Origin of the sequence: Paenibacillus amylolyticus, assembly GCF_047302515.1 — a bacterium.
Lineage (GTDB): Bacteria > Bacillota > Bacilli > Paenibacillales > Paenibacillaceae > Paenibacillus > Paenibacillus amylolyticus_G.
The window spans coordinates 1,262,271-1,279,169 of record NZ_CP168019.1 but is presented as its reverse complement, the minus strand read 5'-3'; the positions used below and the strand labels follow the sequence as shown (position 1 = coordinate 1,279,169).

Below are 16,899 nucleotides of genomic sequence, written 5' to 3'. Positions count from 1 at the left end.
CTTAAGCATCTCAACTCTGGCACTCATCGTTCAAGTCTACAACCTTAAAGGAAACCCATATAACTTTATTTTAATATTCGTATTTATCGCTTCATTAATAGCCACTCGTTCTTTTAACGTTACGAACAAAAACAGATAAAAATAAACAATAGGCCATGGCAGGCTCTATACTATCTGAAACTAATCCAAAAAGGTCAACCAGACGTACCTGGTTGACCTCAAGTCCAAAATCACGAAAAATTTCGCCTGATAAAATAACTTGGTGTGCAGCTCCAAGCATGGCAATAACTGTTGACCAAATTGCTGCCATAAGGAGAATACGTTTTGTCTTCCGGGTCATACAACTCCCAGAAGGTGTCCGCCCCATCTTTTAGCATGCCGCCCCAATACCTTCGGATCTGCTCCAGTGCCTTCTCCTCTTCCCCGCACATAATTAATGCATCAACATAATGATGAACCATGTACGGCGTGGTCATGCCAATAGCTTCTCCGCTACTTGTTAATCGATCTAGTAATTGCCGAGCCGCAGGAGCATCCATGATCTCAGCCAGAACCATCCACACTTGCGATGCCCAGGATATCTGTCTTTTCTCACCACTGATGAAAAAGCCCTGTTCACCATCCCACAGATGTGCGAGGGCTGCTTGCTCAGCGTCTTTGATGTGTGCGTTAATCCATTCCTCATACTCCGGCAGCCCTAGTTCTTTGGCAATCGACCTTCCCCTTTTCATACTATAGATGAGAACTGCCTGAGCACCGGCCTGTTTATTTAATTCTTCATGCCAGTCCAGAAAACAATACCATGTATCGTCATCCCTTACGATGCCCCGCTCATCAAGTCGTTTAAGCCCAATCTCAATCTGTTCTCTAGCCACCGGCCAAAGTTCTTCCAACGTTTCCCTGTCCTTGGTAGCTTCAAAATAGTCCCATAATGTCGCAATAAAGAACAACGCATAGTCATATAGGTAAATGTCGTCCACGTACGGTTCCGGTTGTTCGTACAAACAGGCGCCTACCTGGCCTCCCTCTAATCTCGTTCCGGCAAAGAGATAGAGACAGCGCTTGACGAGATCATTACAGCCGAATGTTTCATAATTGACGAGGGCCTGAAGGCGAAGATCTCCGATCCATAAACGTCGATCGCGCTTCGGTCCATCTTCGAATACCGTCTGCATGCAATCCCGGAGTGTCTTCACGGACAAGCGATCTATTTCCAGCAGCTCCGTGTCGATACCTTCAGGCAATTGAGGTACTGCCCCTATGTCTGCTGAAGTCACCGTCATGCAATATATATCGTTAATTCGAATATCGTAACGGATCGACGTTTCTACCACCTCGATTTTCAGATACCGAAAGGCATAGCGACGATCCAGTGTTAGCGTGCCAGGTAACACGTCCACATTCACGATCTCGTCCTGAAGCCATGAACGGCTAAGCCAACCCGAATATTCTGCAAAATTCTCACCGACCTCACAGGGCATTTCTCCAAATGTGAGCTTCAACCTGAGAGGTGCATCTGCATTACTGCGTTCGTTAAGCAGCGACAAGGTCAGATAACCGACGAGATGCTCCCCGAAATCCAGCGTAATACTGTCTCCCTTGCACAGTACTTGATCGGACAATTGCTCCGCTGGGCCAAGCGACTCGATACGCCATCCCTGAAAAGCCGCCGCATCCGGAACTGCGCTCACGACATGTTCCGGATAAACTTTTTGCTGGCGAAGCTCCGGCATCAGACCCTGCGCTTTTTCCAGCCAGGCTGTGTTTATCACTTTTTCACTCATTGCAGTGTCCTCCTTATCCTTTGACCGCCCCAACGGTCATACCACCGATAAAATATTTTTGCAGGAACAGAAACGCCAGCAGCATCGGTAGCGCGCACAGAAAGCACGCTGCAAACAGGACATTCCACTGCGTGGGATTTTGCTGATCGCCCAAAAATCCGATCATGGCCAGCGGTAACGGTGAATCTCCTGCGCTGGAAATAAAGATCATATTGAAGAAATAATCGTTCCAGATCCAGACACCTTGCGTAATAATGACCGAAACCGTTACCGGAATGAGTAAGGGGAACACGACGGTCCAGAACCGTTGGAATAATCCCGCCCCGTCGATGTGCGCCGCTTCTTCTACCTCCTCAGGCACACCGCTTCGAATGAAACCCGTGTACAGGAAAGTTGAAAACGGTAGACTGCACGTAATGAACATGAAAATAGGCGTATATTGATTCGTTGGAATATGCAGCGCATTAATCATTTGCACAATCGGTATCAATACCATTTGCGCAGGTACCACGAGTCCGGACAAAAAAAACAAATACATAAACTTACTTAGCTTTGTTTTCAAACGGGCCATCGGGTAGGACGCCATCGCCGCAAACACGACAACGAACACGACCGATACCCCGGTTAACACCACGCTGTTCCATAGCGCTTCCGGAAAGTGCATGCGGTCGAAGGCAGCCTTGTAACTTCCAAAGGACATCTCCTGGAACAGGACCAGCGGATTGGTGTTGTTGCTTGGATCTCGGAGTGATGTCGAAAAGGCAATAATTAACGGAATCAGGTTTAACGCCATCACCAACAGCACAACGACCTGAACGGACCCTTTCCCCAAAACTTTACGAAGCGTCATGCCGACACCTCCCGTTTGTTCATTTTCAGGACAAAAAAAGCGGTAATGACGATAATCACGGCAAAGGAAATGACACCAAGAGCCGAAGCTTTACCAAAGAGTTGTTCCGTAAATGCCATCTTGTAGATGGTATAAATCAGCGTGTTGGTAGCCGTGCCGGGACCGCCATTCGTCATGATAAACGGGAAGTCAAACGCTTTGAGTCCATTGATCAAACTTAACGTCACGTTGATTGTAATCGCTGTTGCCAGTAATGGAATCTTCACATGTCGCAGCAATCTCCAGGAGCCGCAGCCATCAATCCGTCCGGCTTCCAACAGGTCGCTCGGAACAGTCTGTAGTCCTGCAAGGAAGATAATCATTGTCGTTCCGATCGTCTTCCAGATTTCCACGAAGATAATAGAATACAGCGCGGTCGAGTAATCACCCAGGAAATTCAGTTCATTTGCGATACCCAGTTTATCGAGAAAGGAAGAAATCAGCCCGTAATCCGGCATATAGACGTAGCTCCACAAAAATCCGACGACAATCGCACTGAACAAAGTGGGAATATACGCTAGGGAACGGTAAATCCCGGTTCCTCTTATTTTCATGTTTAACAGCAATGCCATTGCCAAACCGATGATATTGCCAGCTATGACGGTGACAAACGTATAGATCAGTGTATTTTTTAAAGAAATGCCTAGGATGTCGCTCCGGAACAATTCCTTATAGTTGTCGAAACCGATATAGTTATAGGCTTGGGCGTACCCGTTATAGTCCGTTATACTGTACTGGAACAACCGCAGGATCGGGAAGATCCAGAAGGTCAGGTAGAAGATCAATGCCGGCAAAGCAAACCAGTACATGGACTTTTTCATTACAGTAGAGCTCATCCTGCTCCATCCTTTCCAAGAGGGCCTGCGGCAAGGGAAGAAGGACAATCATTCTCCCCTTTACAGCAGACAGCATCGTTTTGTTCTAGTTTTTCCACAGCTCTCTGAACTTGGTTTCCATGGCGTTTGCCACATCTTCTGGTGTTGTTTTCTGTCCAGCAATAATTTCGGCAAACTTTGCCTGCATGACGTCCGATACTCCGGCTGGCCACATCTGGTTGCTGAAGTAGACGGAATTTCCAGTTTGTTGATAGTTGTCATTCACTTCCTTAAACAATTGATTTTCAAGTTTTACGTCCTTATACACGCTGATGGAACTGTTGGCTTCCACAAATGCTTTGAACAGATCGGATTCACCATCGAACAGGTAGTTCAGTACTTCCTTGGCTGCATCCAGGTTTGCCGATTTGGCATTCAAAGCGTATCCGGCGGATGTTGCAGCAGATACAAACACCGGCTGTTCCGGCTCGTTACCTGGCAATGAAGCGAATCCGCGAGTAAATTCGGTAGCACCTTTGGACGTCATGGAGGCATAATCCCATGTTCCCGTAAAGGTCATGGCTGCTTTCCCGTCGATAAACAACTGCGCAGATTGGGCACTGCCAATACCAAGCGAGTTTTTAACGACGTAGTTGTTATCATAGAGCTCTTTGTATTTCGATATCGTTTGAACCCACTTTGGATCAGTCAGCGATTTTTCGCCGTTCTGCAGTTTGACATCAAAATCCAGCTCATTCGGATACACGACATTGGCTGCAATCGGATACATACCGAATTGGATCATCCAAGGGTCCTTGTCTCCCATCGCAATTGGTGTTACGCCCGCTGCCTGCAACTTTTGACACAAATCCAGAAACGAAGGCCAATCCTTCGGAAACTCGGAATATCCTGCCTGCTGTAACAACTCCTTGTTGTAGTAAACGCCGAGGAAGTCCAGTCCTTCGGCCACGCCGTAAGGTTTACCCTCATAGGACATATCTTCCTTCGCTCCTTGGCTGATGTTGTCCCAGAACTTCAGATCTGACAGATCCGCAGCGAAGCCTGCCTTTGCAAAATCAATGACACCGCCAGCCGCATTTTTCGGGAAAATCCAGAAAATGTCCGGTCCCTGTCCAGCCGCAAGCTTGGTTCGAACAGATGTATTGTATTGATCATCAGGCAACTTTTGTACTTCCAAGTTAATGTTCGGGAACTTCTCTTTGACTAGACGCGGCAAGGTCTCCAGCTCAAAATCCTCTCCCTCGGATGCCTTGTTTCCCGAAAGCATCATCGTCAACGTAATTGGCTTTTCTGACTCATCTGTACTTCCGTTGTTGGTATCCGTACCGCTCCCCTCCTGGCTACTGGAGCTACATGCGCTCAGAAACATCATGAGCAGTACCAAAGTTAGGAACCACAGTCGTTTTCTTTTTTTCATCTTGTCATTCCCCCAATTCATGTTTATTCTTGCTTTGTGCACATTCTCATCATACGGTGGGCAAAAGTGCATTTGCTTTGGCTCGTATGGTGCACTATTTTTAGAATTGACAAATGGCGGGAGGAGCACGTATGATTCTGATCAACATCAAAACTAAACTTTTTCTGGTCCTCGTCCTCGTATCAATCGTGCCAATTATCGTCGTTTCTGTCAGTTCCTATCGCAGTTACACGAAGCTGGTGAATGAGCAGACCTCTCTCGTGACGTCGACAACTATAGGCAATTCGGTCAAGAGCATGGAGGAAATTTTGCAGAACATCGACCGGATCTCCGTCACACTCCTTCAGCAGTCTTCCAATGCAACCGCTTACAGCACTGTGAGTGATGAACTAATCAAGTTGAACGGTACCAACGATCAATATGAAATCTTCATGATCCGCAGCAAATTGAAATTGATCTTTGAAAACATTCTGCTTGGTTACAATTACATCAATGGTTTGTACCTTTTCACACCTGATGGCAAATGGATAAGCTATGGCAGTAGCGGCACAGACCTACGCCTCGATTATGTCGCACTTCGCGATGAGTGGTATCTGGATACGATCCAGCGTAAAGGCGATTTGTATATTGGTGAAGTAGGCGTCAAACCTTACATCATTAACGCCAAGGAATCCATTGGCTTCTCCAGAGCTCTCTACGATCCCAACAACAATGAGTTCCTAGGGGTGTTTATGCTGGATTGCAGTATGAACATTTTTGACGGTCTAAAACGTAATCCGGCACCAAGCTTGTCCAATCTATATCTGGCGAACGACGCTGGCGAGATCCTGTACTCCAGCGACGGAAGTAGAGTTGGCACTCCTCTCTCCGATACTCTGGCTGCGGCAACGCATCAAGTCGGCAACAGTTCACAGTACAAATCAATCCAAGATAACATGATGACGGTAATCCAGAAAGTTCCCGGTCGCAATTGGAACGTGATTGCCAACATCTCTATGGATCGGCTGTATGAGGAGTACAACATCTCACAAAAGTTGCTGTTCTACGTGGCCGTAAGTTGTGCCGTCATTTTCCTTCTACTTTCCTTTTTCTTGTCCAACCTTATCACCAAACCTATCATCGAATTGACCAAACTGATGCGCAAAACCAAATCTCATCGTTTTGTGACCATCAAGCCTCAAGTAACAAGGCAAGTCGACGAAATTGGAATCCTTTACCATGAGTTCAACAAAATGATGAAAGACATCGATACGCATATTCGAGAAAGTTACCAGAATAAAATCCTCATGCTGGACTCCCAGATGAAGGCATTGGAAGCACAGATCAACTCCCATTTCCTCTACAATACGCTGGAGTCGATTAATAGCATTGCCGAGATCGAAGAAGTTGAGAGTATTGTGGTGATGACCAAGTCACTCGGGGACATGTTCCGCTACAGCATCAAAACGGACAGCGAGCTGGTCGCGGTCAGCGAAGAACTTCAGCATGTAGAAAACTACATGGCCATCCAGCAGATTCGGTATGGTGACAAGTTCGCGTTCAACCTGAATGTGGACCCGGAAATTCGGAGTCGTCGCATGCTGAAACTTCTGTTGCAACCACTCGTGGAAAATGCCATCTATCACGGGTTGGAGAACAAACGTGGGAAGGGTTCCGTTACCATTACCGGGTTGTTTCAGGGGGACAGCATCGTGTTCGAGATCTGGGATGACGGCGTGGGCATGTCCTCAACACAAGCGGAGGAACTTCGACAATTGCTCCAGCAGCCACCTGAATTCATCGCCGTTGGTCAAAGGCATAAACAAAGCATCGGCATCAAAAACGTGCATTCACGAATTGCTTTGTATTACGGAGAGGGTTACGGCCTTTCGTTTCATACCGATTTGAATACAGGAACTCGATTTACACTCGAAATTCCGGCCAATTGGGAAAAGAGGTGACCAAGAGATGTACACGTATATCGTTGTGGACGATGAACCCTTGATCCGCAAAGGTTTGTTGAAAAAAATCGGGACTTTTGAGCACTCGCTTGAACTCTTAGGCGAAGCAGATAACGGGGCAGATGCCTTGGCTTTGATTGAATCGTTCAAGCCGGACATTATCTTTACGGACATGCGCATGCCCGAGGTAGACGGCAAGCTGCTGATCAGGACAGTATGCCAGCAATATCCGCGCATCAAGTTAATTGTCATTAGCGGGCATACCGATTTTGATTATATGCAGGAGGCCATCTCTGCGAAAGTTGTAAATTACCTGCTGAAGCCTTTTAGCCGGGATGAGATCCACGGTACGCTTCACCAAGCCATCCAAGCCATCGAACAGGAGCGCTCTCTTCAGCGGGAAGTCGTTCTAAGAGAAGTAGAAACGGAGCAGATGAAAAGGGATGCAGACATGCAAGCCTTCCTGAATTATGTGCTGGCTCCCCATTCATCCATCAAAACACCTGTGTTCCGCTCTGCGGAATTTGCCGCCATCATGGCATCTGACCAGTTCATTTTATTGACGATTTATGGTCCTCAACCGCTTACAGCACAGCAACTACCTACCTTTTCGAATGGCCTGTACATTCCTCATCCACAAACGGATCAAGTACTGTTTTTCCTGATGCATGATCTGGATTGCTCAGGCCAGCTTGATTTGCAGAAAATGGCGGAACAAACTGCGAGTATCATTTTGACCAAATCCGAAACTACGGAATGTTGTGTGGGGATCAGCTTGCCTCATACAGGCATTGGTGGGGTCCGAGAAGCTCATCATCAAACGATCCTTGCGTTGGACGAACGAGCCATTACCGATTTTGGCAAATGTTACGTATTCTCACGAGAGCAAATTCCTTTACATCAACTGAAGTGGGCTCGAACGTATGAACTGTTATTTTTTATAGAGTGCGGGAATGTGCCGAAGGCGGAAGAACTCATCACCGATTTCTTTGCTTTCTACATACGCCAGCCTGACGCTTTGCTTGCCCACCTGAAAGAGCAGTGCCGAGACATTATCACGGAAACCAAACGGCTGCTGAGTAACTATATCCAGAACGGAGGTAGCAGTAGCGCCTCTTCCAGCTTGGAGGCCGTCCTGAACGTCTCGTTCGATATGGAGTGCATTAGGCATTACATGGTAAAGGTGCTGACGGGAACAGCTCTTCTGCTTAAGGAAGACAACCCCTACGCATCAGATCAAGTGATCGACAACGTCAGGACATATATCGATAATCACTATACCAAGGATTTAACACTGGAATGGGTATCGTCCCTGTTCTACCTGAACCCGAGTTACCTCAGTCATTTATTTAAAGAAAAGACATCCGAGAACTTCACTGATTATGTAAACCGACTACGGATTAGGCAAGCCAAGCAGCTCTTAACGAGCACAGATGATAAAATCTACCGGGTTGCCAAACAGCTGGGTTACGACAATCCAAAATATTTTTTTCGGGTGTTTAAAAAATTGACCGGTTGGACTCCAGAGGAGTACCGAAAGCAACACAAATCCTTCACCGCAAACAACAAGGAACCAGGCCATGCATGATGGCCCAGTTCCTTGTTTTCGTTGTTGTGGCTTTTATCGATCCAGCCGTTCTATTATCCGGTCATGCACACGAACAATGACAGTTGCAAGTTGTGCCCGTGTAAGGGTGCTCTGTGGTTGTAGCAGTTTATCCGGCGTACCTTGGAATATACCAAGCTGAATGGCCGTTGCCATAGCTGCTCGGTTATTTGGTTTCAGCTGGTCCTGATCCTTAAAGTCCCCCAGCCGTGATTCAATCTCTGCTTCCTGCAGTTTCATATCCACCCCAGACAAGTTCAGCGCACGAACGAGCACCATTGCCATGTCCTCACGTGACATTGGGACATTTGGCAGGTACTGCCCTTCTTCCATCAGGCCATATTCCTTGGAGGCTCGTAAAATCGGATCAAACCATTTCTCGTTTGCTGCCGCTCCCATCGGTTCAATTCCTAACGCATTCAAGGCAGCCATCAACGTTTGGGCCGATGTTGTCGTTCCTTGGGGTTGCATGCGGCGTTCCGATACGCCATTGATCAACAGCAAGCTGTTGGCTTTGGCAATATCTTTGGCATACCAAGCTGAAGGCTTAACATCAACAAATTCGCGGAGCGAGTGAATCGCAACGTACGTGCCTCCTTGGTTTAGCAGTACTTTCCATACCTTGTTTCCGTTTGTGTCTTTGGTCAACACGCCAGGCACCGGCGTAAGTTGGCCTCCTGCTCCAACATATGCGATTGCTGTGGAGTTGGCAGCGACGACATCGTTAACAGGCAGCGCTGCAATGACATACGTGTTCTGCTTATCTTTGATGGATACGTTCCATGGATCACCGATGACCCGGATGCCAGATGAGCGGATACTTGCTGCCTTAGCTTGATCAGCAACATCCCCCGTTTGCACGGTCACGACAGTAGAAACATTACCCTCCGAATCCGTTTCGCCTTCAGTCTCGGACCCGGATGCTGGTGGCTTAACAGGAGTTCCAACACTACCTGATCCAGGCGTGCTTGGCGAATCAGGATTTGTACCTGGATTTGTGCCTGGACTTCCTGGATTTGTTCCCGGTTCTTTCAACGTAAATGACAAACTGTCAATCCGAAGATCCGATTCATGAAACACCAGATACAGATCATGTACGCCGCTCACGGCAGCAGAAATATCCGCATCTACGTCAACGTACCCTAATTCCTTGACCGTTACGTTAGCATTGCTAATCTTGTAGGAGACAGGTTCTGTCACCGGTACGTTCCATACAGCAAGCGGTGCGGTATCGAGCGCATCCGCATGCAACGAGATCGTGCCACCTTGTACATTAGATGCGACAGTTGCCTTAACCTTCTGCGCACCTGTCAGGTCAGCCTTAGGCAACGCGATCCACGATCCATTTTGTTTGGACCGAACTGCGTAATAACCTCCAACAATCGCTTTGGCTTTTAATTGAGCTGCCGTGCGTTCCTTGGACACTTCGTGGTAAACGACTTCATTTGAAGCAAACGCATGATCAAATACATTTATGGGTTGGGTAAGAGGTAAGGTCGCAATCGACTTCCCACCAATGCTTAATGCCTTCGATACTTGCACGTCTGCATCCGCTGCCGAGGTCCCAATCATGAATTCATAACTGCCCTGTTCAACGATCCATTCACTCCGATTCACATCCCATAATGCCAGCGTTTGTGGATCAACTTGCAACAGGACTTCTTTTGTTTCACCCGGAGTGAGATGAATCTTCTCAAATGAAACCAGCTTCTTTTTAGGCGCATGTGCGCCGTATGCAGAGTTGCTGTTACGGGTGTACAGCTGCACAACCTCGGAAGTTGCTACGTCTCCTGTATTGGTTACGCGGACCGACACCGTGAATGGTTCATCTCCCCTTACAGAAGACGGTACGGTCAGGGAATCGTACGTAAAATCAGCATATGATAACCCGTAACCAAACGGATAGGTCACCGTGGCATCTGTATACATATAAGTCAACTCAGATTCAATGGGGTCTGCATTCGTCATATCAACCGTAAATCGGGGGTCGATGTCGTCAAGGCCAGTAATGTTACCTTCTGGTATAACATATGGACTAATGGAAGGGAATGCATCCATCCCCGCATACCATGTGGACGTCAGGCGACCTGTCGGTGCGTAATCTCCGAACAAGACCTGGGCCAGAGCATACGAATCGTATTGACCGCCATATGGCTGGTAAACGATCGCTGAGACGTTAGGGTTGTTCTGAATTCGCTCCATGTTTACAGGGAAGCTCGATTTAACCACGACAACGGTTTTCTTACCCTGGGTTGCAAAGGCAGCAGATACTTTGTCGACCAGTTCATAATCAGCCTCGCCCATATCGAGGGTAGACCGGTCGTTACCTTCTCCTGCGCTATGTCGTGGAATTGCGCCGACAAAGACGATGGCATAATCGTCATCCGTGGCTCTTGCTACTGCCTCTTCCCCCACGTTCTTCACCACGGCCTTCTCAAACTTCACCTCGTCCGGGCGATTCGCAGCGTTATCCTTGCTTCCCAGTGGAGATGATGTTGTCACGAGTTTACCAGCATCATCTACCTTGATAAAGCGTCCGTTAGCATAATACCAGTTGGTAAAGTCACCAGAGAATCCTGTACGGTACCCATTGGTAACAATAGACATTGAGCCATCCTCGTTCGTTTCCATTCGTAATGTTGGGGGGATGGCACTCGTATCACCCATCATCTCAGGAAGGTTCCAATCATTGTTCGTCAGATTGAGGCTGGTACGATCCGTATTGCCAACCGCTGCATCATTTGTCGCAGGGGAAGTCACCCAACGCTGGTTATACAGCGACAATAAACTTGAACCCGCCTGACCCCAATCGTACACTCGGAACAAGTGGGAGAAACTGGCCTCATCTGGGGCATCCGAAGTTGTGGTGAGCTGCGCTCCCTCCGTGCCTGCATTTGGACTATACACGTCCGCTGTGACGGTTTGTTGATTCGCTTTAGAGGTTAGTGCAATGACTTCATTTCCTGGGGCATAGTTTACGTTACTGCTGCCATTCATTTTAATGATTGAGAGCAGTGGAGATTCACCGGAGTTTTCCAGCGTAGGTGTCGCGCCAACTGAATACGTCGTCTTGAAGCGTGCGTCGGCATACACCCCAGAAACAGCAGCGTCATTTCCTTTTTCCAGCGGAAGTGTGCCGTCATTTTTCAACAAAACAACGCTCTCCTGTGCCGCTTGAAGTGCTATTTCCTGATGGTTAACTTGGTTATAATCGGAAGGCGGAGACGTCCTGACATCCCTTGCTTCCTGGGCAAAAGGATAGTTTTTCGGTATGCCCTGCTCATCAGTTTCATTAAAAATCCCCAAACGTACCAGCTGGTTTACATGTGGTCTGGCTGCTTCTATAAGTTCTTCCTCGGTAATTCCATATTCCCCTTGCTCTACGAGCGCCACCAGATCGGTCACATCCGCAGGTGTCGTCCCTGACGGCCGACCCGCATTCGCCTGAGCAAGCGCCATAAGAACGGTTGCATGACCGCGGTCCACGGCATAGCGGTCGTCATATCCATTTCCGAGTTGGTTCGCGTTGGATACAATTGCATCTCCATTGAAATCGGGCGAGCTGTATACGCCATATTTGGCGTCCAAATTGGCTAATAATTGTAGCGGGGAAAGGATGTTTGGAATGCCGTTAGTCCGGCCATAAGATGTCATTGTGCCCGCTAGCGCACCTGATTCAAATCCAGGGAGCGCGGCTCTGGTTTGGTACTCAAACAATGAACGCGCGCTTGCACTGTTATTCGCTGTCTGCCTGAACCACTGCGCGTTATATACGGAGTAATGCTTTGTCCCCACCGCGGCCCTCATCCAGAATCCATCTTCGCTGGTGGACTGATCAATTCCGCTAAGACCCGAAGCCATCTTGTCGATCAAGACTCCTGCCATATTGGGATCTTCAGAGAACCCTTCATCGAAGCGACCGCTAAGCGGATTGATACGCATATCACTGACCACACTGAACGCCACGCTGAGGGAAGGATCGTTGCCCCCATGAATGTTGGATTCGCCCTGCTTGACCTTTATTTTGCTGATTTTCTCGTTCCCCATCACTTCACCGATATCGGACAAAAGCTCTTTGTTCCAGCTCTGTCCCATGCCGATCAGAGCAGGGAAATCGGTCGAGACACCCTGAACATTATCTGCAGCAGATAACGCACCGGGAATGACCTTGCCCACATGTTTTCCCTGCTTCAATGTGTAATGGTTTCGCGAACCCGTCACATAAACGGCTGGACCTTCGAGGCCAGTGTATTCGAAATAGGTGTCTACGTATGCATCCAGATGCGCTGGCACGCCATCAAATAATGGCATCCCGTCAAAAATACCTCCCTGCTGAGTTTGGAACTTTAACGTATTTGTCGTAGATGCTGATAGTGGCATGGCTCCCCAGGACCCCCATGTCAGACTGACCACGGTGATGACGGCAATCACTTTTCCGCCGATCTTCTGCTTGAAACCTCTAGTCAAAGTCAATGTTAACCCTCCTCTTTTTGTAATCGCTTACAGTTTGATACTTACTCATTATAGTTGGAGGAATGGTACATTTTGTTTATGGGTTGAGGTACAGTATTTTTAGATATTACGGTTATGTATCGTCAAAGGATAAATTTGGATTCATATTAAATATAAGCCTCATACTCCACCAATCACTGTACTAAGATGCTCGATTTAACCAACCAAACATACTCAATGAAAACTTTTGTTTTTACGGTAACACAACCAGGTCATGGGTCATTTCGATAACTACAACGAATATTCAACCAAGTAATACCACAAGGCTTGTCTCTAGTTATAACAATCAAAAGGGCGTTCCATAAGTCATCTTCCTGACTTATGGAACGCCCCACCCACTAAAATTACTTCATAAACATTCGATGTAATTTGGTTTTTTATAAAGTACTTTCGTTTACACAACAACGGAGAGGACAGAAATAACCTAAAGAAGCGAAGCGTGCGCCTTTATCCCCGTATTTTACCCTTTAGAAAAGGGATTCAAAAAAAATCCGGGGATAACAGCGCTCGGAAGGTTATTCTGTCATCGCAGTGCCCCCGTGTAAACAACGCTCTTTACCCCACCCAACATGACATCGAATCCCTACCTAAACATCCCCCACAGCTTAATCAAATGAAACGTATTGTTTGGATCAATCTTCTGCGCGAGCACAAAAGCAACAAACTGCTCCTCCTGCGCCGGAGAGAAATTCTCATTCATAATGACTGCTGAAGACTTGACCAACCTTCTGACCTTGGCCTTATCTTGCAGATCAGACTTGGTCACGCCATCAATCAACTTTTTGATACGCTCTTTGACAGCGGGATTTTTCATCTTTAATTTGATCCGCTCCACCAGTTGCGGACTAATTCCATATTGTTGATAACCCAAAACGTATAGCACCTCCCAAAAGAATGAACTCACTTCTTATTCATATGTCAGGAGGGCTTGTACACTTGTCTTTTTTTACAAAGGTAATACGAAAAACCAGCTATCATGGCAAGCTTTAGTCAATCAGATCACCCTTGAATACTTGCTGTTGCTGTAGGAAATCACGCAGAGGTGCATAGTCCATAGAGGTCCAGAAGGTCGCATCCTCAATTAAGTGGGTCACGTCATCTCTGGCCTGTTCCAGCACAGCAAAATCGGCAACCATATCGGCAAGACGGAACTCGGGTAATCCGCTCTGTTTGGTACCAAAGAAATCACCTGGACCCCGGAGATCCAGGTCACGCCGGGATACCTCGAATCCATCCTCCGTTTCCGTCATGACCTTCATGCGTTCCTGTCCAACCTCCGTCTTCGGATCAGCAATGAGTACACAATAGGAAGCATGCGCACCACGACCGACCCGACCACGAAGCTGATGCAGCTGGGAGAGACCGAAGCGGTCCGCGTCCATAATGACCATCAACGTTGCATTTGGCACATCGACCCCGACCTCGACAACGGTGGTGGAGACAAGCAACTGGATATCATTGCTGTAGAAGTCCCGCATCATCTCTTCTTTCTCCGCAGCCGTCATCCGTCCATGCAACAGACCTACACGATATTTCGGAAAGTTCTGCTGCATCTGGACATGTAAATCAATGGCATTCTGCACATCCAGTTTCTCCGACTCTTCAATGAGTGGACAGATCAGATAGGCCTGACGGCCCTGATCCACTTCTCTGGAGATAAAACCGAGCACCCGCTCCATCATATCGTGCTTAACCCAATACGTAGAGATGGGAATCCGTCCTTTCGGACGCTCCGAGATCGTGGATACTTCAATATCCCCAAAAGCAGTAATCGCAAGTGTCCGTGGAATTGGTGTTGCCGTCATCGTTAACACATCCGGGTTATATCCTTTGCGTCGTAAAACGCTGCGCTGATTCACCCCGAAGCGATGCTGCTCGTCCGTCACCACAAGACCCAGATCACGGAAGAAAACATCTTCCTGAATCAGGGCGTGTGTACCCACCACGATATCAATCATGCCCATTTGCAATGAGGCGATCAGATCTTTTCGTTTGCGTCCATTTACACTGCCCGTTAACAGCCCTACGGTTACCCCAAACGGTTCAAACAGCTTTTGCAGTGAGCGCATATGCTGCTCCGCCAGAATCTCTGTAGGCACCATCAGAGCCCCTTGGAACCCAGATCGAACAGTCGTGTATAGTGCAATTGCCGCAATAACCGTTTTACCCGACCCTACATCACCCTGCAATAACCGATTCATTGCATAGGGCGAACGCATATCATGCAGAATTTCAAGCTCCACCTTTTTCTGAGCATCTGTCAGTTCAAAGGGTAAACTGCGTACAAACTCACGAATCGTCGTATTGTCCGTGGTATGCACTACACCATCCATGCGATTTCGGTTGAGCGCGCGATACGCCTGCATTTTCAACTGGAACAGAAACAGCTCTTCATACACCATCCGCTGTCTGGCCTGCTGACCTTCTCGGTTGTCCTGTGGACGATGAATTCCAGCAATCGCTTGTTTACGAGGCATCAAACTGTATTTCTTCATCAAGGACTGAGGCAGAATCTCAGGAATCATATCTCCGAATTGGATTAATCCCTGATTGATCGTTTTCCGCATCCATTGTTGCGTCAGTTTGCCGGTTACCGAATATACAGGTTGCAGTGTACCTGAACGCCCATCGCCTTTATCGGGGAACTCCGAGTCAGTCACGGTCATCTGCATACGTTTTTGTTCCCATTTTCCCGTAATCACAATCTCCCGATTGGGGGTTAGTTGTTCTTTGAGGAAATGGCGATTGAACCAGGTGGCTGTAATCATCCACTCTTCCGTCATGATCTTACAGGTAAGACGGGACTTTTTACCGTATCGTTGTAATACAGGAATACCCATCACCTGTCCCTGGACCGTAATCTTGTCCCCATCCTTCACTTCACTAAGTGAACGCAGACGATAATCCTCGTAACGGAACGGATAGTACTCAAGCAGGTCTTTAACAGTAGAGATGCCAAAGGCGTGAAGCTCTCCCTCTTTGAGAGCACTCACGCCGTTAATTTGCTTAACTGATATTTCTTCCAATTTCATGTCTAATCCCTCATTCCGGAACAGGCCACATAAAGATTGCAATGACACCAGGTCCAACATGGCTGCCTACAACGGCTCCAATATTGGTATAGACCACTTCATTCAGTGTAAAATGACCACGCAGCTGCTCTGCACAAGCGATCGCTGATCCCGGGTCAGCGGTATGACCTACCGCCAGGTTCACCCGTTTACCTGCAAGATCCTTCTGGAACAGCTCAATAATGCGTGCCATTGCTTTTTTATGACCTCTGACTTTCTCAACTGCGTAGATAACGCCTTCTTCATCAATAGACAGGATCGGCTTAATGTTAAGCAACGTTCCCAAGATGGCTGAAGCTTTGCCAATCCGACCGCCCTTTTGCAGATACTCCAAAGTATCTACAAGAAAGAACAACTTGCGAGATTGTTGCATCCCTTCAATAGCCGCAGCGATTTCAACTGCTGACTTGCCCTGTTCGGCAAGTTCAGCAGCCTGTACCACCATTAGACCGTATCCATACGATGCTGACTTCGAATCCAGCACGGTGATGTCACCCTCACGCTCCAGCAAAGACTTGCCAAGCATGGCCGATTGATAGGTACCACTCATGCCGGATGACAGGTGGATCGATACAATCGGGCGTTCCGGGTTCTCATCAAGAAGTGATTGGTACACATTCATGAAATCAGTTGGTGATGGCTGTGAAGTTGTAGGCAACACAGATACCTTCTTCAACTTTTCGTAGAACTGTTCCGAAGTCAGATCAACGCCATCTGCATAGGTCTCTTCACCGAACAGAAGGCGCAGCGGAACAATGTGAATCCCGTATTTGCGAATGAGTTCTTCGGGAATATCCGCCGTACTGTCTGTTACAATCGCAACCTTGTGGCTCATGACTCTCCT

10 protein-coding genes are annotated in these 16,899 nt (G+C 47.7%); 2 read left to right on the top strand and 8 right to left on the bottom strand.

Annotated features, from left to right (window positions below; all coding sequences use genetic code 11):
* Window positions 1-230 precede the first annotated feature (230 nt).
* The 4 genes from ACDJ59_RS05590 to ACDJ59_RS05575 form a co-directional block, all read right to left on the bottom strand.
* On the bottom strand, window positions 231-1,784 hold the full coding sequence (locus ACDJ59_RS05590; RefSeq protein ID WP_413407916.1) for a sugar hydrolase: 1,554 nt from the start codon (window positions 1,782-1,784) through the stop codon (window positions 231-233).
* Window positions 1,785-1,797: 13 nt separating this feature from the next.
* Window positions 1,798-2,634, bottom strand: a complete 837-nt coding sequence (locus ACDJ59_RS05585; RefSeq protein ID WP_413407915.1) for a carbohydrate ABC transporter permease — start codon at window positions 2,632-2,634, stop codon at window positions 1,798-1,800.
* Window positions 2,631-3,509 carry a carbohydrate ABC transporter permease gene (locus ACDJ59_RS05580; protein ID WP_413407914.1) on the bottom strand — a complete coding sequence of 293 codons (879 nt, stop codon included), beginning with the start codon at window positions 3,507-3,509 and terminating at the stop codon, window positions 2,631-2,633. Before ACDJ59_RS05580 ends, ACDJ59_RS05585 begins: the two co-directional genes overlap by 4 nt.
* 85 nt (window positions 3,510-3,594) lie before the next feature.
* Window positions 3,595-4,926: an ABC transporter substrate-binding protein gene (locus tag ACDJ59_RS05575; RefSeq protein ID WP_413407913.1), complete on the bottom strand. Its 1,332-nt coding sequence runs from the start codon at window positions 4,924-4,926 to the stop codon at window positions 3,595-3,597.
* Between the two features lie 131 nt (window positions 4,927-5,057).
* Between ACDJ59_RS05575 and ACDJ59_RS05570 the strand changes: the two genes are divergently transcribed.
* Both ACDJ59_RS05570 and ACDJ59_RS05565 read left to right on the top strand, forming a co-directional pair.
* A complete protein-coding gene (locus ACDJ59_RS05570) occupies window positions 5,058-6,866 on the top strand; it encodes a sensor histidine kinase (protein WP_413407912.1) in 1,809 nt (602 codons plus the stop codon).
* 7 nt (window positions 6,867-6,873) lie between these two features.
* Window positions 6,874-8,454 carry a response regulator transcription factor gene (locus ACDJ59_RS05565; protein ID WP_413407911.1) on the top strand — a complete coding sequence of 527 codons (1,581 nt, stop codon included), beginning with the start codon at window positions 6,874-6,876 and terminating at the stop codon, window positions 8,452-8,454.
* Between the two features lie 33 nt (window positions 8,455-8,487).
* On the opposite strand, the gene ACDJ59_RS05560 is transcribed toward ACDJ59_RS05565, so the two are convergent.
* The 4 genes from ACDJ59_RS05560 to ACDJ59_RS05545 all read right to left on the bottom strand — a co-directional run bounded on the left by ACDJ59_RS05560 (window position 8,488) and on the right by ACDJ59_RS05545 (window position 16,890).
* The gene (locus ACDJ59_RS05560) at window positions 8,488-12,945 is read right to left on the bottom strand and encodes a glycoside hydrolase family 3 C-terminal domain-containing protein (RefSeq protein ID WP_413407910.1); all 4,458 of its coding nucleotides are present in this window, start codon (window positions 12,943-12,945) and stop codon (window positions 8,488-8,490) included.
* 622 nt (window positions 12,946-13,567) lie between these two features.
* Entirely contained in the window at window positions 13,568-13,855 is a 288-nt protein-coding gene (locus ACDJ59_RS05555) for a stage VI sporulation protein F (RefSeq protein WP_036614589.1), read from the bottom strand.
* Between the two features lie 115 nt (window positions 13,856-13,970).
* A complete protein-coding gene (recG, locus tag ACDJ59_RS05550) occupies window positions 13,971-16,016 on the bottom strand; it encodes an ATP-dependent DNA helicase RecG (RefSeq protein WP_076250891.1) in 2,046 nt (681 codons plus the stop codon).
* Window positions 16,017-16,026: 10 nt separating this feature from the next.
* The gene (locus ACDJ59_RS05545; RefSeq protein ID WP_413407909.1) at window positions 16,027-16,890 is read right to left on the bottom strand and encodes a DegV family protein; all 864 of its coding nucleotides are present in this window, start codon (window positions 16,888-16,890) and stop codon (window positions 16,027-16,029) included.
* Window positions 16,891-16,899 lie beyond the last annotated feature (9 nt).

What these genes read in the sequence shown, in the direction of transcription:
- ACDJ59_RS05575 (WP_413407913.1), bottom strand. Translation starts at nt 4,926, where the DNA reads ATGAAAAAAAGAAAACGACTGTGGTTCCTAACTTTGGTACTGCTCATG.
- ACDJ59_RS05570 (WP_413407912.1), top strand. Translation starts at nt 5,058, where the DNA reads ATGATTCTGATCAACATCAAAACTAAACTTTTTCTGGTCCTCGTCCTC.
- ACDJ59_RS05565 (WP_413407911.1), top strand. Translation starts at nt 6,874, where the DNA reads ATGTACACGTATATCGTTGTGGACGATGAACCCTTGATCCGCAAAGGT.
- recG (WP_076250891.1), bottom strand. Translation starts at nt 16,016, where the DNA reads ATGAAATTGGAAGAAATATCAGTTAAGCAAATTAACGGCGTGAGTGCT.
- ACDJ59_RS05590 (WP_413407916.1), bottom strand. Translation starts at nt 1,784, where the DNA reads ATGAGTGAAAAAGTGATAAACACAGCCTGGCTGGAAAAAGCGCAGGGT.
- ACDJ59_RS05580 (WP_413407914.1), bottom strand. Translation starts at nt 3,509, where the DNA reads ATGAGCTCTACTGTAATGAAAAAGTCCATGTACTGGTTTGCTTTGCCG.
- ACDJ59_RS05585 (WP_413407915.1), bottom strand. Translation starts at nt 2,634, where the DNA reads ATGACGCTTCGTAAAGTTTTGGGGAAAGGGTCCGTTCAGGTCGTTGTG.
- ACDJ59_RS05545 (WP_413407909.1), bottom strand. Translation starts at nt 16,890, where the DNA reads ATGAGCCACAAGGTTGCGATTGTAACAGACAGTACGGCGGATATTCCC.